Below are 16,818 nucleotides of genomic sequence, written 5' to 3'. Positions count from 1 at the left end.
CGCCATGCCAGTGACCCGTTTTATTTTCGGCGATGGGCTATCAGATCACGCCTGGGAGACCGCGGAGGCCACCGGGGCCGCGTGGGTGGGTAACAACGCTTCCGCCCACATCTCGTTGCTGCGCGCCACGGTGGCCGAGGAGTTGGCCTTCGGCATGGAGCAGCAGGGCGTGACGCGGGAGCAGATGCGCCCCCGCGTGGATCAGGCCCTGCAGACCTGGGGCCTGCAGCACGTCGCGGCGCAGGATCCGATGCGGCTGTCCACCGGGCAGACCCGCCGCATGGCGATTGCCCAGGCGCTGCTGACCCGCCCCGGCGCCCTGGTTCTCGATTGCCCGTTGGACGGGCTGGATACGGCCGCGGTCAACCAGCTCGCCGAGGTGCTGGACGCCTACTCCGGCGAGGTCACCGTCTACGATCGTCGCCCGTCCGCGGTGTCGGAGGCTGCCGCCCAGCAGTTCCAGCTCTCCGACGGCGAGCTGCGTCAGCGGTCGATTCCGGAGTTCGACCTGCCGGTTTTTCCTCCCCGTACCCGCTCCGACGAGGCCAGTGCTCACGCCAGCGTCGACGACGCCGCCGCGCAGCGGGCCGCGCTCTCCGCTCGGGATGTCCGGGTCCGTGGTCTGGGGCCGTTTATGGTCGACGCCCCGGCTGGCCAGGTCACCCACATCGCCGGGCCCAATGGCTGCGGCAAGACCTCTTTGATGCTGGCGGCACTCGGCCTGGTGGACTACGAGGGCACCATCACGGCCGGTCGCTGCGGCTGGGCGCCCACGGCGCTGGACCAGTCCTTCCTTCACCGCCGGGTGATTGATGAGGTCGCTGGCGACCGGAAGGCGCTGGAAATCTTCGGCCTGGAGAAGTGGGCCGAGGAACACCCCCTGGACGTTCCCACCTCCGATCGCCGGCTGGTGCTCGTGGCTGCGACGATGGCTGGCCAGCCGGACGTCCTGCTGCTCGACGAGCCGACGGTGGGCCTGGATGTGGACGGCCACCGCAAGCTGCTGGAGGGCATCGACGCCTTCGTACGCCAGGATCGGAAGCCCGCGGTGCTGTGGACCTGCCACGACCAACGGGTGGCGGACGCGGTGAGCGACCGCTCGATCGTCATCGCGCAGGATTAAAACACCCAGGCCATGGCCCGGGGAGGGGTCGCGCTAGTTGATGACCTCGACGGCGTCCTCGTTGACCTGGACGTCGCGGGCCAGGGCCATCGGGTCGCGGGAGGGCCCCTCCACCACATCACCGGTGGCGGTGTCGAAGACCGAGCCGTGCTTCGGACAGATCGCGACGGTCATACCCTCCTGCTCGGCGATCTCGTCGATGCGGCCGCGGGCGTGCGGGCACTCGGTGGAGTAGGCCATGAACTTATCCTTCTCCGGCTGCGCGATGATCCAGTTATCGATGATCTTCGCCCCACCGACCGGAATGTCGGTTTTCGCGGCCTTCGCTACGGTCTCCTCACCAGCGCAGGCGGCCAGCAGCGCGCCCGCGGCCGTGGCTGCCGTGGCCAGAGCCGCACCGCGCAGCAGGCTGCGGCGGGAGCAGGAGAACTGGCCGGCTCCGGTGGCCGAATCAGAAGTGGGCTGGGGGTTCGAAAACTGCGAGCTCATGGCTCCATTATGGGCGCCTCAGAACGGCAAAGCCACTAGCGCGGGATGCCCGTGTCTGCGGTTGGGGCTGCGCGCTCTGAAGCCCCGGGATCGCTGCCCGGGTGCCTGATGATCTCGAAAGCGGATTAGACGCGCCCGCATTGCCAGCTAGAATTGCGCTTCATGTACACCCCACAAGCGATCGGCACCCCCAACAGTGACTGCGCGACAGTCGTCATGATCCTGGGGGCCGGTGAGCTCGGCCGTGAGTTGACCATTGCCCTCCAGAGGTTCGGCGTGGAGGTGCACGCCGTGGACCGCTACCAGGGCGCGCCCGCACACAACGTGGCCAATCACGCGCACGTGTTGGACCTCATGGACGGCGAGGCACTGCGCGAACTCATCACTGAGGTCCGCCCGCACATCGTGGTCCCGGAAATCGAGGCGCTGGCGGTGGACGTCCTCGCCGAACTGGAAGCCGAGGGGACCGTCACCGTCGCCCCGACGGCGCGGGCAGCGCAGCTGACGATGGACCGCGAGAAGATCCGCACGATGGTCAGCGAGGAGCTCGGCATCCCCACGGGCGTGCACCGCTTCGCCGCCACCCCGGAGGAGCTGCACGCCGCGGCCGAGGAGATCGGCTTTCCGTGCGTGGTCAAGCCGGTCGTGTCCTCCGCGGGGCGCGGGCAGAGCTACGTGGCTAGCGCCGACGAGCTTGACGCCGCCTGGGACTTCGCGCTCTCCGATGTGCGCGTGAACTGCGAGAAGGTCATCGTCGAGCAGTTCGTCCCCTTCGACTACGAGATCACCCTGCTCACGGTGCGCAGCATCGACCCGGTCAGCGGCCAGCCCGCCACCTGGTTCTGCGAGCCCATCGGCCACCGCCAGGACCTCGGCAAGTATGTGGAGTCCTGGCAGCCCGCGACGATGGGGGACTCCGCGCTGGATAATGCCCGCTCGGTGGCGGCACGCGTGACCAACGCCCTGGGCGGCCGGGGAGTGTTCGGTGTGGAGCTGTTCATCAAGGGCGATGATGTGTACTTCTCTGAGGTCTCCCCGCGGCCGCACGACACGGGCATGGTGACCATTGGCACGCAGCGCTGCAGCGAGTTCGAGCTGCACGCCCGCGCGGTGCTGGGCCTGCCGATCGATACGACTCTGATCTCCCCGGGAGCATCCGCCGTGATCCTCGGTGAGGATCTGCCGGAAGGTGCTGCGGTGGAGTATCACGGCCTGGCCGAGGCGCTCGCCGTCCCGGAGACGAAGGTCCGCCTCTTCGGGAAGCCGGCCAGCTACAACCGACGCCGCATGGGTGTAGCCGTCTCCACCGCGGAGACGATCGAGGACGCCCGCGACCGAGCCGCCGACGCCGCCGGGGCCATCAAGATCCAAGCAGCGGAGGTCACGCACGAGACGCCCGCGGCTCCTGAGGACGCCGACAACTCGACTGAGGACGATGCCGACCTGCCGACGGGCGAGCAGCCCGCCGTGGACTAGCCTGCCGCCGTTGCTACTACTCCCGGCGGTTTAGGGGGTACTTGCTGGTGGGGCTACACTTTGGGGCATGGCTGTTAGCGCGACCGACCTCAAAGAATCCCGCATCCTGCTGTACTACTGGTTCACGCCCATCGCGGACCCCACGGCGATCATGCTGTGGCAGAAGCAGCTCTGTGAAAACCTCGGCCTGACCGGGCGAATCCTCATCTCCGAGCACGGCATCAACGGCACCGTGGGCGGCTCCCTGCACGCCTGCAAGCAGTACGCGCGCCGAACCCGCGAATACCCTGGCTTCAAGGGCATGGAGTTCAAGTGGTCCCAGGGCGGGGCGGAGGACTTCCCGCGCCTGTCCGTCAAGGTGCGCGACGAGATCGTCGCCTTCGGTGCGCCGGGCGAGCTGAAGGTGGACGAGAACGGCGTCATCGGGGGAGGAACCCACCTGAAGCCGGAAGAGGTCAACAAGCTGGTCGAGGAGCGCGGCGACGACGTCGTCTTCTTCGACGGACGCAACGCGATGGAGGCCGAAATCGGCCGGTTCAAGAACGCCGTCGTCCCTGACGTGGAGACCACCCACGACTTCATCAAGGAACTGGAGAGTGGCAAGTACGACTGGATGAAGGACAAGCCGGTCGTCAGCTACTGCACCGGCGGTATCCGGTGCGAGGTGCTCAGCGCGCTGATGAAGAACCGTGGCTTCGAGGAGGTCTACCAGATCGACGGCGGCATTGTCCGCTACGGCGAGAAGTATGGCGATAAGGGTCTATGGGAGGGCTCGCTGTACGTCTTCGACAAGCGCATGCACATGGAGTTCTCCGAGGATGCGAAGCAGCTCGGCTTCTGCAAGAACTGCGGGGCGGCGACGAATACCTTCCACAACTGCGAGAACTCCGAGTGCCGCGAACAGATCCTGCTGTGCGAGGACTGCGCGGCCGACCCGGCGGTGACCTGCGGGGAGTGCTAGCCTCCGGCTAGTCGAGCTCGAGCTGCATCTCCACGTGGTCGATGCCCTCGACGTCGAAGGGCTCGCCCACGGTGGCGAAACCGTAGCCCTCGTAGAAGGGCACGGAGTGGCTCTGTGCCTCGATCTTTACGATCGACTTCTGGGTCGTGGGGTCCAGGGCGGCGGCGCGCTCGCGGACGACCTCCAGGGAGCGCGCGACAAGGTTGTGCGCGATCCCGTAGCCGCGCAGGTCCGGGTGGACGCAGAGGCGGCCGATGTGCTGCTCCTCCGGCGGTCCGAAGACTCGCACGGTGCCCACGAGCCGCATGGGGGAGCCGGGGTCGGCGGTGCCCCACGGGTAGTCCGGGCCGCTGCCGGGGTGGACGTAGGCCAGCAGGTGGTGGGTCTCCGGCAGGGCGTCCTGGTCGTCGATCTCCGGGAATGCGGCGCGCTGTTCATTAACGAAGACGTCCACCCGCAGCTTGTAGAGGGCGTGGACCTGGTACGCAGGCATGGACAGCAGGGTTCGCCCGGTGATGTAGACCTTTGGGCCTTCTTCTACGGCGTCGTTTTCCAGAGTCATGAATCGCATGTTACCTAAGCCACAAGAGCTCTGAAGGGGAAAGGAAACCCCCGCGCAAAACGGGGGTAGAGCTGTGCCTTTGCAGTAGGAATGTTAGTTTTTGCTAACTACTGGGCCTGGGCTCTCCCCGTGTGCGTGGGGGTGCGGTCGGCGCGGTCTTTGCTGCCGCTCCGACCAGGGGAGTGCTTACTCCCCGCTGTACTTGGAGTGGTGGTGCATCTCGTCCCACTCGCGAACCTTCTTGCGCTCGCGGCCCTCGGCCTCGCCGAGTTCGCGCTCGTGCTTGTCCAGGGCGTACCAGCCCTCCCAGTCGGTCCAGGAGATGTTCTTGGAGCGCAGCAGCTCCTCAACGCTCTCCAGTTCCGGCTTGGCCGGCTGGAAGCCGATGCCCTTTGCGACGTCGGTCAAGAGGTTATCGACGGCCTCGTTGGCGTCGCCCTTGGTGTTACCGATCAGGCCGACGGGGCCGCGGCGGATCCAGCCGGTGGCGTACACGCCCGGCAGGGTCTCACGCTTCTCGGCCTCTGGGTCAGCGCTGCCCGGCACACCCGCGATGCCGTCCGCGGTGGGGCCTTCGGCGAGGACGCGACCGCCGACGTTCGGCAGGACGTTCTCGTCGGCGTCCCACGGCAGGTCGGCCTGCTGGTCGGACTTGTAGCCGACGGTGCGGTAGACCGCGCCGACTGGCCATTCGCGGGTCTCGCCGGTGGTGGAGACGGAGCCGTCGCCGTTGAGCTTCGTGCGCTCGGTGACCAGGGCGGTGACGTTGCCCTGCTCGTCGGTCTTGATCTCCTTCGGGGATTCGAAGAAGTGGATGTAGACGCGGTGCGGCTCCTCGCCCGGGTCGGCGATGGCGTACTGCTCCAGCAGGGAGCAGACCATGTCGGTGATCTTGGAGCCGCGGCGAGCCTCCTCGGAGGCAGCGTCGTACTGGATGTCCTCCGGGTCGACGATGACCTGGATGGTATCGGAGTAGCTGAGCTCCTTGAGTTCCAGCGGGGTGAACTTCGCCTGGGCGGGGCCGCGGCGGCCGAAGAGGTGGACCTCCTTGGCCTTGTTCTTCTTCAGGGATTCGTAGACGTTGTCCGGGATTTCGGTGGTGAGCAGTTCGTCGCCGGTCTTCGCGATGACGCGCGCGACGTCGAGGCCGACGTTGCCCACGCCGATGACGGCGACGGACTCGGCGTCCAGATTCCAGTCCTCGGAGAACTTCGGGTTGGCGTCGTAGAAGCCGACGAACTCCGCGCCGCCGTGGGAGGCCTCCGCTCCCGGCAGGTTGAGGTCGCGGTCCTTGGTCGCGCCGGTGGCGTAGATGACGGAGTCGTAGTGCTGCTTGAGCTCCTCGAGGGTGACATCCTCGCCGATGTTGACGTTGCCGAACAGGCGGATCTGCGGCTGGTCGAGGACGCGGTGGAGGGAGCGGATAATGCCCTTGATGCGGGGGTGGTCGGGTGCGACGCCGTAGCGGATGAGCCCGAAGGGGGCTGGCATGCGCTCGAAGATGTCCACGCTCACGCCGTCGAAGGTGGTGTCGCCGTTGCCCTCCGGGATGGTGGCCTTGGCGAGGGCGTTGGATGCGTAAATGCCGGCTGGGCCGGATCCGATAACCGCGATACGGAGCGGACGAGTGGTCTTTGCTGCGTCTGACACTTTTATTCAGGGTCCAATCGTTGGTTCTAAGTGCATATTCTTCACCCACCAAGCTAATCCCACCGTGAAGGGATTGCGAGATTCTGGGGGGTGGATCACAACAGAGTGTAGACAGAATGGTCTAGTTTGCGCAATCGGCTTTGCTGAAATCGCTTGCAACTTCCCCTCGGGCCGGTTTAGTGTGTCCAGTTATAGACCGCACGGTCTGTCTAGTGTAGGTTGATCTGCAGCCCGCGCTGCGAATCTAGACAAGACCGCCACAACGCACGATCAACTGGAGAAATTCACCATGACTGCAACTACCGCCACCCGACCGAGGCCGAAGCGTAAGCCCCGGCCGCAAGGCCAGTGGCTCGTCGACGGCACTACTCCGCTCAACGACGACGAGAAGATTAAGCAGGAAGACGCCGGCCTCGGCGTCATCGACCGCATTCGCGAGACCTACGCGAAGCAGGGTTTCGACTCCATCCCGAAGGAGGACCTCGCGCCCCGCTTCAAGTGGGTTGGCCTTTATACCCAGCGCCGCCCGGGACTCGACGGCGTGGCCACCTCCACGCTCAGCACCGAAGAGCTGCAGGATAATTACTTCATGATGCGCATCCGCCTCGACGGCGGACTGGTCAGCAGCGAGCAGTTGCGCGTCATCGGCGAGATTTCTAGCGACTACGCCCGCGATACCGCGGACTTCACCGACCGCCAGAACGTCCAGCTGCACTGGATCCGCATCGAGGACGTCCCGGCCATCTGGGACAAGCTCGAGGGCGTCGGGCTGGACACCAACTTCGGTTGCGGCGACGTCCCCCGCGTCATCCTGGGCTCCCCAGTCGCCGGTATCGCCGCCGACGAGATTATTGACGCCACCCCGGCCATTCACACCATCAAGGAAGAGCTACTGACCAGCGGCGAGTTCGACAACCTGCCACGCAAGTTCAAGTCTGCGATCAGCGGCAACTCCCGCCAGGACGTCACCCACGAGATCCAGGATCTGGCGTTTATCGGTTCGAATCACCCGGAGCATGGCCCTGGCTTCGACGTCTGGGTAGGCGGCGGGCTGTCCACCAACCCGATGCTTTCCCAGCGGCTCGGTGCCTGGGTACCCCTGGATGAGGTCCCGGAGGTGTGGGCCGGCGTGGTCCGCATCTTCCGTGATTACGGCTACCGCAAGGTCCGTAACCGCGCGCGTCTGAAATTCCTTGTCGCCGATTGGGGCATTGAGAAGTTCCGCACGGTGCTGGAGGAGGACTACCTCGGCCGTAAGCTCGTCGACGGCCCGGACCCGGGTGAGTACCCCGGTTACCGCGACCACGTCGGCATCCACCAGCAGCGGGACGGCAAGGTCTACCTGGGGGTCAAGCCCACGGTGGGGCACACCGACGGCACCCAGCTGCAGCGCCTCGCGGAGCTCGCCGAGTCCTATGGCTCCACGCGGCTGCGCACGACCCCCGATAAGGAGCTGCTCTTCCTGGACCTGACCCCGGAGAATGCGGACAAGCTTGCTGCCGAGCTGGAGAAGGAGGGGCTGTCCGCAAAGCCTTCGGCCTTCCGCCGCGACATCATCAGCTGTACCGGCCTGGAGTTCTGCAAGCTCGCGCACGTCGTGACGAAGCAGCGCGCCATCCAGCTGGTCGACGAGCTGGAGGAGCGGGTCGGTGACCTCGACGTCCCGCTGAAGATCTCCCTCAACGGCTGTCCGAACTCCTGCGCCCGTTCCCAGGTCGCGGACATCGGTCTATCCGGCAAGGTGCTGACCGACGAGGACGGCAACCGCGTCGAGGGATTCCAGGTGCACCTGGGCGGCAAGGTCGGCCTCGAGCCGGGCTTCGGCCGCAAGCTGCGCGGCAACAACGTGTTCTCCGAGGACGTCGGCGACTACGTGGTCCGCGTCGTGGAGAACTTCAAGGAGCAGCGCGAGGCTGGCGAGGAGTTCAGCTCCTGGGTCGCCCGCGCTGAGGAGGAGGCCCTGCGATGAGTGTTCCCGATACTGATTCCCTGCCACCGGTGAACCAGGCGATCGGTGGGAAGTCCGGGCACAGCAATGGTCGGCGTGCGACCGTGAACTTCTGCCCCTACTGCATGGGGGAGAACCTGTTTCCGACCACGGAAACGGATAATTCCTGGCAATGCCGCGAGTGCCGTCGCGAGTTTTCGGTGAAATTCCACGGCCTGCTGGCCTAAACCAAAGCGCTGGTTACACGGTGAATCCCTGGCCTGCGGTACTTATACCGCGGGCCGGGATTCTTGGCACCTGGTACGCCGAGCACGCCCACGAGCACCTCTACCGGGTGTCTGACCAGTCGAGCGCCGGTCTTTCGCCAGCGATGTAATGGCTGAGTAATAACTCCATAGCGCGGTGGCCGCGGGTTCTCCCCGCGGCCACTTGCTTTATATGGGTGGGCTAACCCTAGAGCAGCTCCTCGCCCCGGGCGATGTAGCTAGCCATCTCTTCCTCTGGAACCATTGCCCCGCCCGTGATCCATGCCAGATGAGTACCCGGCCGGCCGATGGCGCCGGGGCCGAAGAAGCTGGTCGCGGAGCTCGGCTCGCACTGCACATCCTCGGAGCGGTCGAAGAGTGCCATGCCGCGGAACATGTTCTCGTCGCTGACGGTGTAGTAGCCGTCGATGAGGTACTGCATCCGCTCGCCGACGAAGCCGGAGGGCCGCCCCACGGCAAGCCCATCGGCGGCGGTGATGTTGTCGATGCCGAAGTCCTGCACTGCCAGCTGGTCGTGGGCGCCGGTGTGCACCCCGATGAACATGGCGGGGGAGTGGGTGGGCTCGGCGAAGTAGCAGCGGGCGGCGTCGCCGAAGATGGCCTTGATGCCGAAAGCGACACCACCCGGGCCACCGCCGACCCCGCAGGGCAGGTAGACGTGGAGTGGTTCCTCCTCGGTGATACGGACGTCCATAGCCTGCAGCTGGCCGGCCAGTCGCGCCCCGGCGACCGCGTAACCGAGGAAGAGGGAGACGGAGTTCTCGTCGTCCACGAAGTAGACGCGGTCGTAGTCCTCGGCGGCCTTGCGACCAGCGGCGACGGCGACGGAGTAGTCCTGCTCGTACTCCACGACCTCCACGCCGTGGGAGCGCAGCAGGTCCTTCTTCCACTGCCGGGCATCCGCGCTCATGTGGACCGCGGCTTGGAAGCCCAGCTTGGCGCTCATGATGCCGATGGACAGCCCCAGGTTGCCGGTGGACCCCACGGCCACGCGGTGCTGGCCGAAGAGCTCGCGGGCCTCGGCGGAGTCGAGGAGCCGGTAGTCGCTGTCCGGGGTGATCAGGCCGTGCTCCAGGGCGAGGGCCTCAGCGTGCTGGAGGACCTCGTAGATCCCGCCGCGGGCCTTGATCGAACCGGAGATCGGCAGGTGGGAGTCGAGCTTCGCCCACAGCTGCCCCTCGATTCGCTGCCCGGTGAGGTCCTCGATCGCTTCCTTCATCGCGGGCACGTGGCGCAGCGGGGATTCGATGACGCCAGCACTTGGCGCGGTCTCCGGGAAGACCTGCTGCAGGTAGGGGGCGAAGCGCTTTAGTCGGTCCGCGGCGTCCTGGATCTGGTCAGGGCCGATTCCGACGTGCGCCAGGCCCTCTTCGGCGCGGGGCAGGTCGGGCTTCAGCCATAGGGTCTCCTCGAGCGCGACGAGGCGCTCAAGGAGGGGGTAGTCGGTGATCCACTCTTGCGGGGTTCGGGTTGCCATGGCGCCCAGCTTAGTGAGCTTGCCGGGCGTTCTCTGCCTAATGTCGCTGCCTAGCTGAGCCCGTACTCCCGCGCGGTCTGCTGCGCCTCGGCGACAATCCACTCCACCATCTGCTGGGTGGGGGCGCCTCCGGAGGCGCGGTTGCTGGGATTCTGCATGACGCGGCGCACCACGCCTTCGCAGATGATCGCAACTTTCCATAGCCCCAGGACGTGCCAAAAAGCCAATGCCTTTCTGTCCGGTCCCGTGGCGTCTAGATAGCGCTCGGCTAGTTCTTCACCCTTCGGGAATCCGTCGAGGAGGGGTGCTTCAAATCCAGGGAGGACCAGTCCGTCCTTGACCGGCCAATAAGCAAGCATGGTTCCCACGTCAGCGAGGGGGTCTCCCAGCGTGGTGAGCTCCCAGTCGATGACCGCGTTGATGGTGCCGTCGTCTGGGTTGGCTATGACGTTGCCGACGTGTAGGTCGCCGTGCACCAGCACCGTTTCCTTTTGTTCCGGGGTGTGTTCCTCCAGGAGAGCCGTGAGTTTATCGAGCGCAGGCAATTCCCGCGTCTTGGTCTTATCCCATTGCCCGGACCAGCGCTTGAGCTGTCGTGGGGCGTAGGGGTCGTGGGATGCCAGCGTGTCCAGTCCGGTGGATGCGAGGTTGACGCCGTGGATGTGGATCATCGCGTCCAGCATGTTGGTGGCGATTTTGTGCCGTATGTCCAGCCCCAAAGGGGAAGCGGCTTCTGCAGAGCTAATGGTCACTCCGTCGACCATGCTCATCGCCACGACGGGGGCATCGGAGACAGATTGACCATGGTCGGCGAGCTCGTCGGTGCTGCCGTAGATCACCGGGACGGGCACCTCGGTGTCGTGAAGGGCCGCCATGATCTTTCCTTCGCGCACGACGTTGTGGGCGCTGGCGGCAAGTTTTCCCAGTGGCGGGCGGCGGACGATGCAGCGCGCGCCAGTGGTGTCTTCGACGAGGAACGTGAGGTTGGACTGCCCGTTTCCAACGCGGTTGAGCGCGAGATCACCGTTCAATGGGGTGATGCGGGTGAGCCACGTCTTCAGCTCTTCCATATTGAACGGTACGGCCGGGTTCTTCGTGGCTGAATTGTGGCTGCCGGTTGTTGGGTCGTTCACCGTGGCTCCTTCGATAGGTCTGTGCTGTGCCGGGGTTCTACTTGTATTTGCGCAGTTCTTGTCGGGCGATGGTCATGCGATGGACCTCATCCGGGCCATCGGCCAGCCGGAGTGATCGCAGGCCAGCCCACATGTGAGCCAGCGGGGTATCGGAGGTCACTCCCTCGCCACCGAATACTTGGATGGCTTCGTCCACGATGCGGAGCGCGACCTGTGGGGCAGCAACCTTGATGGCAGCAATTTCCTGGCGAGCAGCCTTATTGCCGACCGTGTCCATCATCCAGGCGGCCTTCAAAGTCAATAGCCGGGCCTGCTCGATGTCGATGCGGGCGTTGGCGATGCGTTCTTGGATCGTGTCGCGCTCGGCCAGCGCTTTGCCGAAGGTGCTTCGTGACAAGGCTCGTTCGCACATCAGCTCGAGTGCGCGTTCTGCCATGCCGATGGCACGCATGCAGTGGTGAATCCGACCTGGTCCCAAGCGGTCCTGGGAGATCCGAAAACCCGCTCCCTCCTCCAGGAGGATGTCGTGGTCGGGGACGAATACGTCCTTAAATTCCAGTTCGGCGTGGCCTTCGCGGTCGTGGAAGCCGAAGACGGGAAGGTCGCGAAGGATTCGGACGCCGGGGGCGTCGGCGGGGACAACCAGCATGGACTGCTGGCGGTGGGGCTCAGCCTCTGGGCTGGTCTTGCCCATGACGATGAGCACCTTGAGATTGGGCCGCATGCCGTTCGAGCTAAACCACTTCCGCCCGTTAAGTACATACCCATCGAGGGGCTTATTCGAGCCTTCCGCTGTGTAACCGGTAACCCGTTCCATGCGCATGGACACATTGGTGGCATCTGAGGAGGCGACTCCAGGTTCGGTCATGGCGAATGCGGAGCGGATTTTACCGTCGAGCAGCGGATTCAGGTACTCCCTGCGGTGAGCATCAGTTCCATAAAGCTCGAGAACCTCCATGTTCCCCGTATCCGGGGCGTTGCAATTGCAGGCTTCGGGGGCGAGTTCGGGGGAGCGACCCATGATTTCTGCCAATGGGGCGTAGTCGACGTTGCTCAAACCCGGGCCCGTGCCGGGGTGGGGGTGGAAGAGGTTCCATAGGCCCTGCTTCTTGGCTTCGGCTTTGAGGTCTTCAAGGATCGCTGGGTGGTGGTGCGGATCGCCGGACTCGGTCATCTGCTGGTGATAGATCGGCTCGGCCGGGTAAACGTGTTCATCCATGAAGCGAAGGAGCTTTTCCTGATACTCCTTCGAGCGCGCGCTGGGTGCGAAGTCCATATCTTTCCTCGTTCTGGGCTGTTTGGGGTGCTGTTGCTTGGGTGGGTGATCGGACTTAGGGCTGGACGAGCATGCCGCCATCGACAACGAGGTTTTCACCAATGAGCCAGGTCGTTGCGGGTGCTGCGAGGAAGGCGATAGCAGCGGCGATGTCTTCGGGCTCGCCAATCCGCTGCGCGGGGGTGATAGCCGCGACGGCGTCTTCGTGTTCCTTCCACAGCGCTTCGGAGAGCTTGGTGCGCACCACGCCTGGGGCGATCGAGTTGACGTGGATGGTGGGGGCGAGCTCGTTGGCCATCTGGCGGGTCATGTGCAGCAGCGCAGCTTTGGTCCCGTTGTAGACGCCGAGCTTTGCTTCCTCGGTGAGAGCGCCGATGGAGGAGAGGTTGACGACCGCGCCCTTGCGGTCGGTTCCCATGCCTGCGTCCTTCGCGGCGGCGGTCCAGATGACGGGGCCGATGACGTTGACTTCGTAGGTCTTCGCCATGGCTTCGGGGCTCTGCTTGTGGATTGGTCCGTAGGCGGGGTTGGTTCCGGCGTTGTTGATCAGGACGTCAATGCTGCCGAATTCTTGAACCGTGGCCTCGCAGGTCCTTCGGGCTGCATCGGGGTCTGCGACGTGAGCAGCGATTCCGATGACGCGACCGGCGTTGGGGCTCAGCTCGGCAGCTTCGGCCTGAATGGCTGCAGCAGCGGGTTCGACGGTTTCTTGTTTGCGGCCGGTGATCGTTACGTTCGCGCCACTGGCAGCCAATAGTCGAGCCGTGGCGTATCCGATGCCACGGGTGCCACCGGTCACGATCGCGTTGTGACCGGAGTAGTCGTAGGTGATCGGCTTGTTTGCTGGGGTGTGGTGAGACATGAGGACCTACCTGCCACTGTGTGTTGTTTCGGTGAACAACGTTGATCCTAATGTGAGTTGAATCACGATTCAATCGTTTCGGGGATTTCAGTCCTGGCTACCTTTTCGGGGGAGTTGGAGGCGACCTGCGATGGTTGGGGCCTGGCCCTTTTTTGGTGACCTAGAGGCCTAGTGTGCGAAACCAGATGTCGTTGACGGTGCTGACGATGCGCTCAATAGTGCGCGCTTTATGTTCCTCGGCCGTGGCGGCACCGTCTGCCTCGCCGGCATCGGGGATCATGTTTTCAACGAACACTGAGTAGCACAGTCGCGAGACCATGATGGACAAGCTGAGGGCGAGCATTTCGGCGTCCCGGTCGCTGGCGAGAGTGCCATCGTCCTGCAATGACTTGATGAGCCGTTGGTTCCGGGAGGTGAATCCCCGCGCCCGCGACGTGCGCAGTTTGTGCATTTCGGGATGGGTTTGCGAAACCTGCTCCATCAGCGCGAGTTCCGGGGCATTGTCGGCGTAGCTTTCGACATAGGCGCGATTGGCGGCGCTGATGAGTTCGCGGGGGTCATCGCTGGCTATTCTTCCGCTGGCGCTGCGCATCTCATGTTCAACTTGTTGCAGGACGGCTGTGAAGAGATCTTCGCGGTTCTCGAAGTAGGTATACAGCGTTCCCGCTGCGCATCCGGCCTCTTTAGCAACATCGAGGAGCTTTGTCGCGGTATAACCATCGCGGACAAAAACTTTCCGGGCAGCGGTGAGGATTTCCTCGCGCCGGGCGGCGGCTCTGGGCGATAGCTTCTCAGTTTTCTGGAGTTGCTCCTGGGGTGGATGTGTGGCCATAGACTTGATCCTAAGGCACCTTAGAATGCCCGATATCTCAGAAAGTTGAATTTTCGCATGACAGGAACGATCTACCTGCTCCGGCATGGCCAGGCGGATTCTGCTGCTGCAGGGCGGGGGCAATGGCAGCGGGGAATGGAGGAGCAATACGATCGCCTCACCCGCGTTGGGCATCGGCAAGCGCGGCTCGTGGCTGCGGAGCTGCAGCGAAGGCTCAAAGGGGGTGCAGCTCTTGTATCGGGACCCTTGCGTCGCCAGCGCGACACCTTGGCTCCGCTCGCCGAGTCGCTCGACATTGATCCAGCCGTCATGGAGGGGTGGTGCGAGTTCAACTCCGATTCTGTCGTGATGCCCTATCTTGACGAGCATCCGGAAGAGCGTGACCGCTTGGCGGAGGTTTATCGGCAGGCGGCAGACGGCGGGGATGGGGAGCTGCTCGTCGAGGGGCATCGCCTGCTAGGGGCTGTGTTGGATCGGGCGCTGGATCGTTGGGTGGGGGCTCCGGAGTTTCAAGATTTCCGCAGGGAGGTGCTCGGTGCGTTCGCGGCTGTAGTAGATCTTGCTCAAGGGAGGGATGTGGTCGTGGCGACGAGCGGTGGCCCGATTAGTGTGATTGTGTCTTCGCTCTTTGGTTCCAATTTCCGTCACCTAATTGGGCGTACCTACACCGCGTCTTTGACTGTGCTTAGGGTTCTCCCAGAGAGGTCGGGAGCTAATGCTGATGGGTGGGTTGGAGGTGCTCGCCAGCTGGAGGTGGCGCCGTTCGATGGAGCGGGCCGAGGCGTGGATGGGCTTACTCCGGTGCGTCTCGTGAGCTACAACGAGCACTCGCACCTTTTCGACGGAGCGGAGCGCTTGCTTCACTTGCGATAGTCCGGACGGGGTCGCTGATGGGGCGACCGGCGATGGGTAGCCGCCCGCGTGGTTGTTTTTCGAGAAAAACATTTGCCAGGGAAAGGGCTTCTGCTAACCTCGCGCTTGTGACCTGAATCACGTTTCAGATTTCCACTATGGGTCACGCTCCGCGGTTCGTTGATACGCCGAAAGGATTACCGCTATGCCCATCCCAAGCCCTTATCCAGACGTCACAATCCCACAGATTCCTCTTTATGACGCCATCTTCGGCGACCTGTCGGGCGGGCTGGCAAACAAAACTGCGCTCATCGACGGTTTGACCGGCGATGAGATGACATTTCAAGAATTGAAGGCGAGTTACGAGCGCATGGCAGGCGCTCTCGCCGCTCGCGGGGTCGGGAAGGGGGACGTGGTTGCGCTGCACTGCCCCAACCATGCCGCGTTTGTCATCTCCTACTTCGGCATTCTTCGATCCGGGGCCACGGTGACGACGCTAGGCTCCTTGGCGACTGCTGAGGATGCTGAAAAGCAGTTGCGGGCGGCGGATGCAAAGATGCTGCTCACCACAGATCTGCTGGGCACCGCAGGCATGGAAGCTGCGCAGGCGAAGGGGATTCCGGCTGAAGGGGTTATTAACCTCACCGATGCCGAGGCTGGGCTCAAGGCGCTTCTCGCTGAAAATCACACTGCGCCTGAGGTTGAAATCAACGCGGACGAGGATATTGCTGTGTTGCCGTTTTCTTCGGGAACCACAGGGATTCCGAAGGGTGTGAAGCTGAGTCACCAGAACCTGGTCGCCAATCTCTTCCAGGTGTCCCCGTCCATGCAGCACAATGGCATGAAAACCGGCTCGGTGGTCTGCGGCGTCCTTCCCTTCTTCCACATTTACGGTATGAACTGCCTGCTTGGGGCGGCTCTGTTTCAGGGCTGCACAATGGTCACGCTGCCGAAGTTCGAGTTGGAATCCTTCTTGTCAGCACACGAGCGATTCAACATTGACTGCACCTTCATCGCGCCGCCGATCGCTGTTCTACTCGCGAAGCACCCGGCGGTGGAATCCTATGACCTGAGCTCTCTGCGCGCTATCCAGTCCGGAGCTGCACCCCTCGACCGGGAGCTTGCCATCGCGGTGCAGCAGCGGCTCAGCGTGGATATCTACCAGGGCTTTGGGATGACTGAAACCTCCCCGGTTACCCATAACTCTTTGGTTAACGTGACGCCTCTAGAGTCCGTTGGCGCTCCGTTGCCAAATACCGAGATCAAGATCGTTGATATCTCCAAGGATGATCTGCCGGAGATTCCCGCGCCCACACAGTCGGGCGAACGATCGGCGGTTGGTGAAATGTGGGTCCGCGGTCCGCAGGTGATGAAGGGCTATCTCAACAACGAGGAGGCCACGGCCCGGACTCTGCTGCCGGATGGTTGGTTGCGCACCGGCGACATGGTCGCCGTGGATTCGGAAGGTAATTGCTACGTCGTTGATCGCGCGAAGGAATTGATCAAATACAAGGGCTACCAGGTGCCTCCGGCAGAGCTGGAGGCGCTGCTCCTGACCCGGGATGACATTTCTGACGCCGCGGTGGTCGGCTACGTGCGCGAGGGGGATGGCGAAGAGATTCCTCGAGCTTTTGTTGTCCCGCAGCAGAATTCCGCTGGCGTTCCGGCAGAGATTGACCCGGAGGAGCTGAAGGCGTGGGTTGCGGAGCGGGTGGCGCCGTATAAGAAGGTTCGCATCGTGGAGTTTGTGGACGCTGTTCCAAAATCTGCCACCGGAAAGATCCTGCGCAAGGACCTGAAAAACCGTCCGCTCGACGCGCAGTTGGTGTAAGCGCCGCAGTAGACAGTGGCATTCGCTTTTGCTGGCTCCAGCTCTAGCACTTGTGCCTCGTGAGTCCCCGGTCCCCTGGC

General features: G+C 63.8%; 15 protein-coding genes. 7 read left to right on the top strand and 8 right to left on the bottom strand.

Annotated elements, in window-relative coordinates; genetic code table 11:
* The first annotated feature begins 4 nt into the window (after positions 1-4).
* Entirely contained in the window at positions 5-1,123 is a 1,119-nt protein-coding gene (locus QP997_RS04085) for an ATP-binding cassette domain-containing protein (RefSeq protein ID WP_284846297.1), read from the top strand.
* A 33-nt stretch (positions 1,124-1,156) separates the two neighbouring features.
* On the opposite strand, the gene QP997_RS04080 is transcribed toward QP997_RS04085, so the two are convergent.
* On the bottom strand, positions 1,157-1,612 hold the full coding sequence (locus QP997_RS04080) for a Rieske (2Fe-2S) protein (RefSeq protein WP_070760313.1): 456 nt from the start codon (positions 1,610-1,612) through the stop codon (positions 1,157-1,159).
* Between the two features lie 162 nt (positions 1,613-1,774).
* Between QP997_RS04080 and purT the strand changes: the two genes are divergently transcribed.
* Positions 1,775-3,088 carry a formate-dependent phosphoribosylglycinamide formyltransferase gene (gene purT / locus QP997_RS04075; protein WP_284846296.1) on the top strand — a complete coding sequence of 438 codons (1,314 nt, stop codon included), beginning with the start codon at positions 1,775-1,777 and terminating at the stop codon, positions 3,086-3,088.
* 67 nt (positions 3,089-3,155) lie between these two features.
* On the top strand, positions 3,156-4,049 hold the full coding sequence (trhO, locus tag QP997_RS04070; protein ID WP_070760309.1) for an oxygen-dependent tRNA uridine(34) hydroxylase TrhO: 894 nt from the start codon (positions 3,156-3,158) through the stop codon (positions 4,047-4,049).
* 7 nt (positions 4,050-4,056) lie between these two features.
* Here the strand turns inward: trhO and QP997_RS04065 are convergent, their stop codons facing one another.
* Both QP997_RS04065 and QP997_RS04060 read right to left on the bottom strand, forming a co-directional pair.
* Positions 4,057-4,620: a GNAT family N-acetyltransferase gene (locus QP997_RS04065; RefSeq protein WP_070759470.1), complete on the bottom strand. Its 564-nt coding sequence runs from the start codon at positions 4,618-4,620 to the stop codon at positions 4,057-4,059.
* A 177-nt stretch (positions 4,621-4,797) separates the two neighbouring features.
* Positions 4,798-6,261: an FAD-dependent oxidoreductase gene (locus tag QP997_RS04060; protein WP_284758250.1), complete on the bottom strand. Its 1,464-nt coding sequence runs from the start codon at positions 6,259-6,261 to the stop codon at positions 4,798-4,800.
* Positions 6,262-6,550: 289 nt separating this feature from the next.
* Here QP997_RS04060 and QP997_RS04055 point away from each other — a divergent pair, with 289 nt between their 5' ends.
* Complete coding sequence (locus QP997_RS04055) at positions 6,551-8,230, top strand: nitrite/sulfite reductase (RefSeq protein ID WP_284846295.1); 1,680 nt, start codon at positions 6,551-6,553, stop codon at positions 8,228-8,230.
* Positions 8,227-8,436 (top strand): hypothetical protein, encoded by a 210-nt coding sequence (locus QP997_RS04050; protein ID WP_015381947.1) that lies wholly within the window; start codon positions 8,227-8,229, stop codon positions 8,434-8,436. The genes QP997_RS04055 and QP997_RS04050 overlap by 4 nt, the downstream gene beginning before the upstream one ends.
* Before the next feature lie 226 nt (positions 8,437-8,662).
* Here QP997_RS04050 and dsdA read toward each other — a convergent pair whose 3' ends face one another.
* From dsdA to QP997_RS04025, 5 genes are all read right to left on the bottom strand, one after another.
* On the bottom strand, positions 8,663-9,952 hold the full coding sequence (dsdA, locus tag QP997_RS04045; RefSeq protein ID WP_284846294.1) for a D-serine ammonia-lyase: 1,290 nt from the start codon (positions 9,950-9,952) through the stop codon (positions 8,663-8,665).
* A 50-nt stretch (positions 9,953-10,002) separates the two neighbouring features.
* On the bottom strand, positions 10,003-11,085 hold the full coding sequence (locus QP997_RS04040) for a phosphotransferase family protein (protein ID WP_284846293.1): 1,083 nt from the start codon (positions 11,083-11,085) through the stop codon (positions 10,003-10,005).
* A gap of 37 nt (positions 11,086-11,122) precedes the next feature.
* The gene (locus QP997_RS04035; protein ID WP_284846292.1) at positions 11,123-12,361 is read right to left on the bottom strand and encodes an acyl-CoA dehydrogenase family protein; all 1,239 of its coding nucleotides are present in this window, start codon (positions 12,359-12,361) and stop codon (positions 11,123-11,125) included.
* Between the two features lie 55 nt (positions 12,362-12,416).
* Complete coding sequence (locus tag QP997_RS04030) at positions 12,417-13,223, bottom strand: SDR family oxidoreductase (RefSeq protein WP_284846291.1); 807 nt, start codon at positions 13,221-13,223, stop codon at positions 12,417-12,419.
* Positions 13,224-13,383: 160 nt separating this feature from the next.
* Entirely contained in the window at positions 13,384-14,055 is a 672-nt protein-coding gene (locus tag QP997_RS04025) for a TetR/AcrR family transcriptional regulator (protein WP_070760291.1), read from the bottom strand.
* A gap of 57 nt (positions 14,056-14,112) precedes the next feature.
* Here QP997_RS04025 and QP997_RS04020 point away from each other — a divergent pair, with 57 nt between their 5' ends.
* Positions 14,113-14,928 carry a histidine phosphatase family protein gene (locus tag QP997_RS04020; protein WP_284846290.1) on the top strand — a complete coding sequence of 272 codons (816 nt, stop codon included), beginning with the start codon at positions 14,113-14,115 and terminating at the stop codon, positions 14,926-14,928.
* A gap of 184 nt (positions 14,929-15,112) precedes the next feature.
* Positions 15,113-16,738 (top strand): AMP-binding protein, encoded by a 1,626-nt coding sequence (locus tag QP997_RS04015; protein WP_284846289.1) that lies wholly within the window; start codon positions 15,113-15,115, stop codon positions 16,736-16,738.
* Positions 16,739-16,818 lie beyond the last annotated feature (80 nt).

This window comes from Corynebacterium sp. MSK039 (genome assembly GCF_030232315.1).
In the GTDB taxonomy this organism is placed as follows: Bacteria; Actinomycetota; Actinomycetes; order Mycobacteriales; family Mycobacteriaceae; genus Corynebacterium.
Note: the sequence above shows the minus strand (reverse complement) of the source record. Positions and strands in the feature narration are given on the sequence as shown.

Bases quoted from the DNA above. Each gene is read 5' to 3' on its own strand.
- QP997_RS04085 (WP_284846297.1), top strand. From the start codon at position 5: ATGCCAGTGACCCGTTTTATTTTCGGCGATGGGCTATCAGATCACGCC.
- QP997_RS04080 (WP_070760313.1), bottom strand. From the start codon at position 1,612: ATGAGCTCGCAGTTTTCGAACCCCCAGCCCACTTCTGATTCGGCCACC.
- purT (WP_284846296.1), top strand. From the start codon at position 1,775: ATGTACACCCCACAAGCGATCGGCACCCCCAACAGTGACTGCGCGACA.
- trhO (WP_070760309.1), top strand. From the start codon at position 3,156: ATGGCTGTTAGCGCGACCGACCTCAAAGAATCCCGCATCCTGCTGTAC.
- QP997_RS04065 (WP_070759470.1), bottom strand. From the start codon at position 4,620: ATGCGATTCATGACTCTGGAAAACGACGCCGTAGAAGAAGGCCCAAAG.
- QP997_RS04055 (WP_284846295.1), top strand. From the start codon at position 6,551: ATGACTGCAACTACCGCCACCCGACCGAGGCCGAAGCGTAAGCCCCGG.
- QP997_RS04050 (WP_015381947.1), top strand. From the start codon at position 8,227: ATGAGTGTTCCCGATACTGATTCCCTGCCACCGGTGAACCAGGCGATC.
- dsdA (WP_284846294.1), bottom strand. From the start codon at position 9,952: ATGGCAACCCGAACCCCGCAAGAGTGGATCACCGACTACCCCCTCCTT.
- QP997_RS04035 (WP_284846292.1), bottom strand. From the start codon at position 12,361: ATGGACTTCGCACCCAGCGCGCGCTCGAAGGAGTATCAGGAAAAGCTC.
- QP997_RS04030 (WP_284846291.1), bottom strand. From the start codon at position 13,223: ATGTCTCACCACACCCCAGCAAACAAGCCGATCACCTACGACTACTCC.
- QP997_RS04025 (WP_070760291.1), bottom strand. From the start codon at position 14,055: ATGGCCACACATCCACCCCAGGAGCAACTCCAGAAAACTGAGAAGCTA.
- QP997_RS04020 (WP_284846290.1), top strand. From the start codon at position 14,113: ATGACAGGAACGATCTACCTGCTCCGGCATGGCCAGGCGGATTCTGCT.
- QP997_RS04015 (WP_284846289.1), top strand. From the start codon at position 15,113: ATGCCCATCCCAAGCCCTTATCCAGACGTCACAATCCCACAGATTCCT.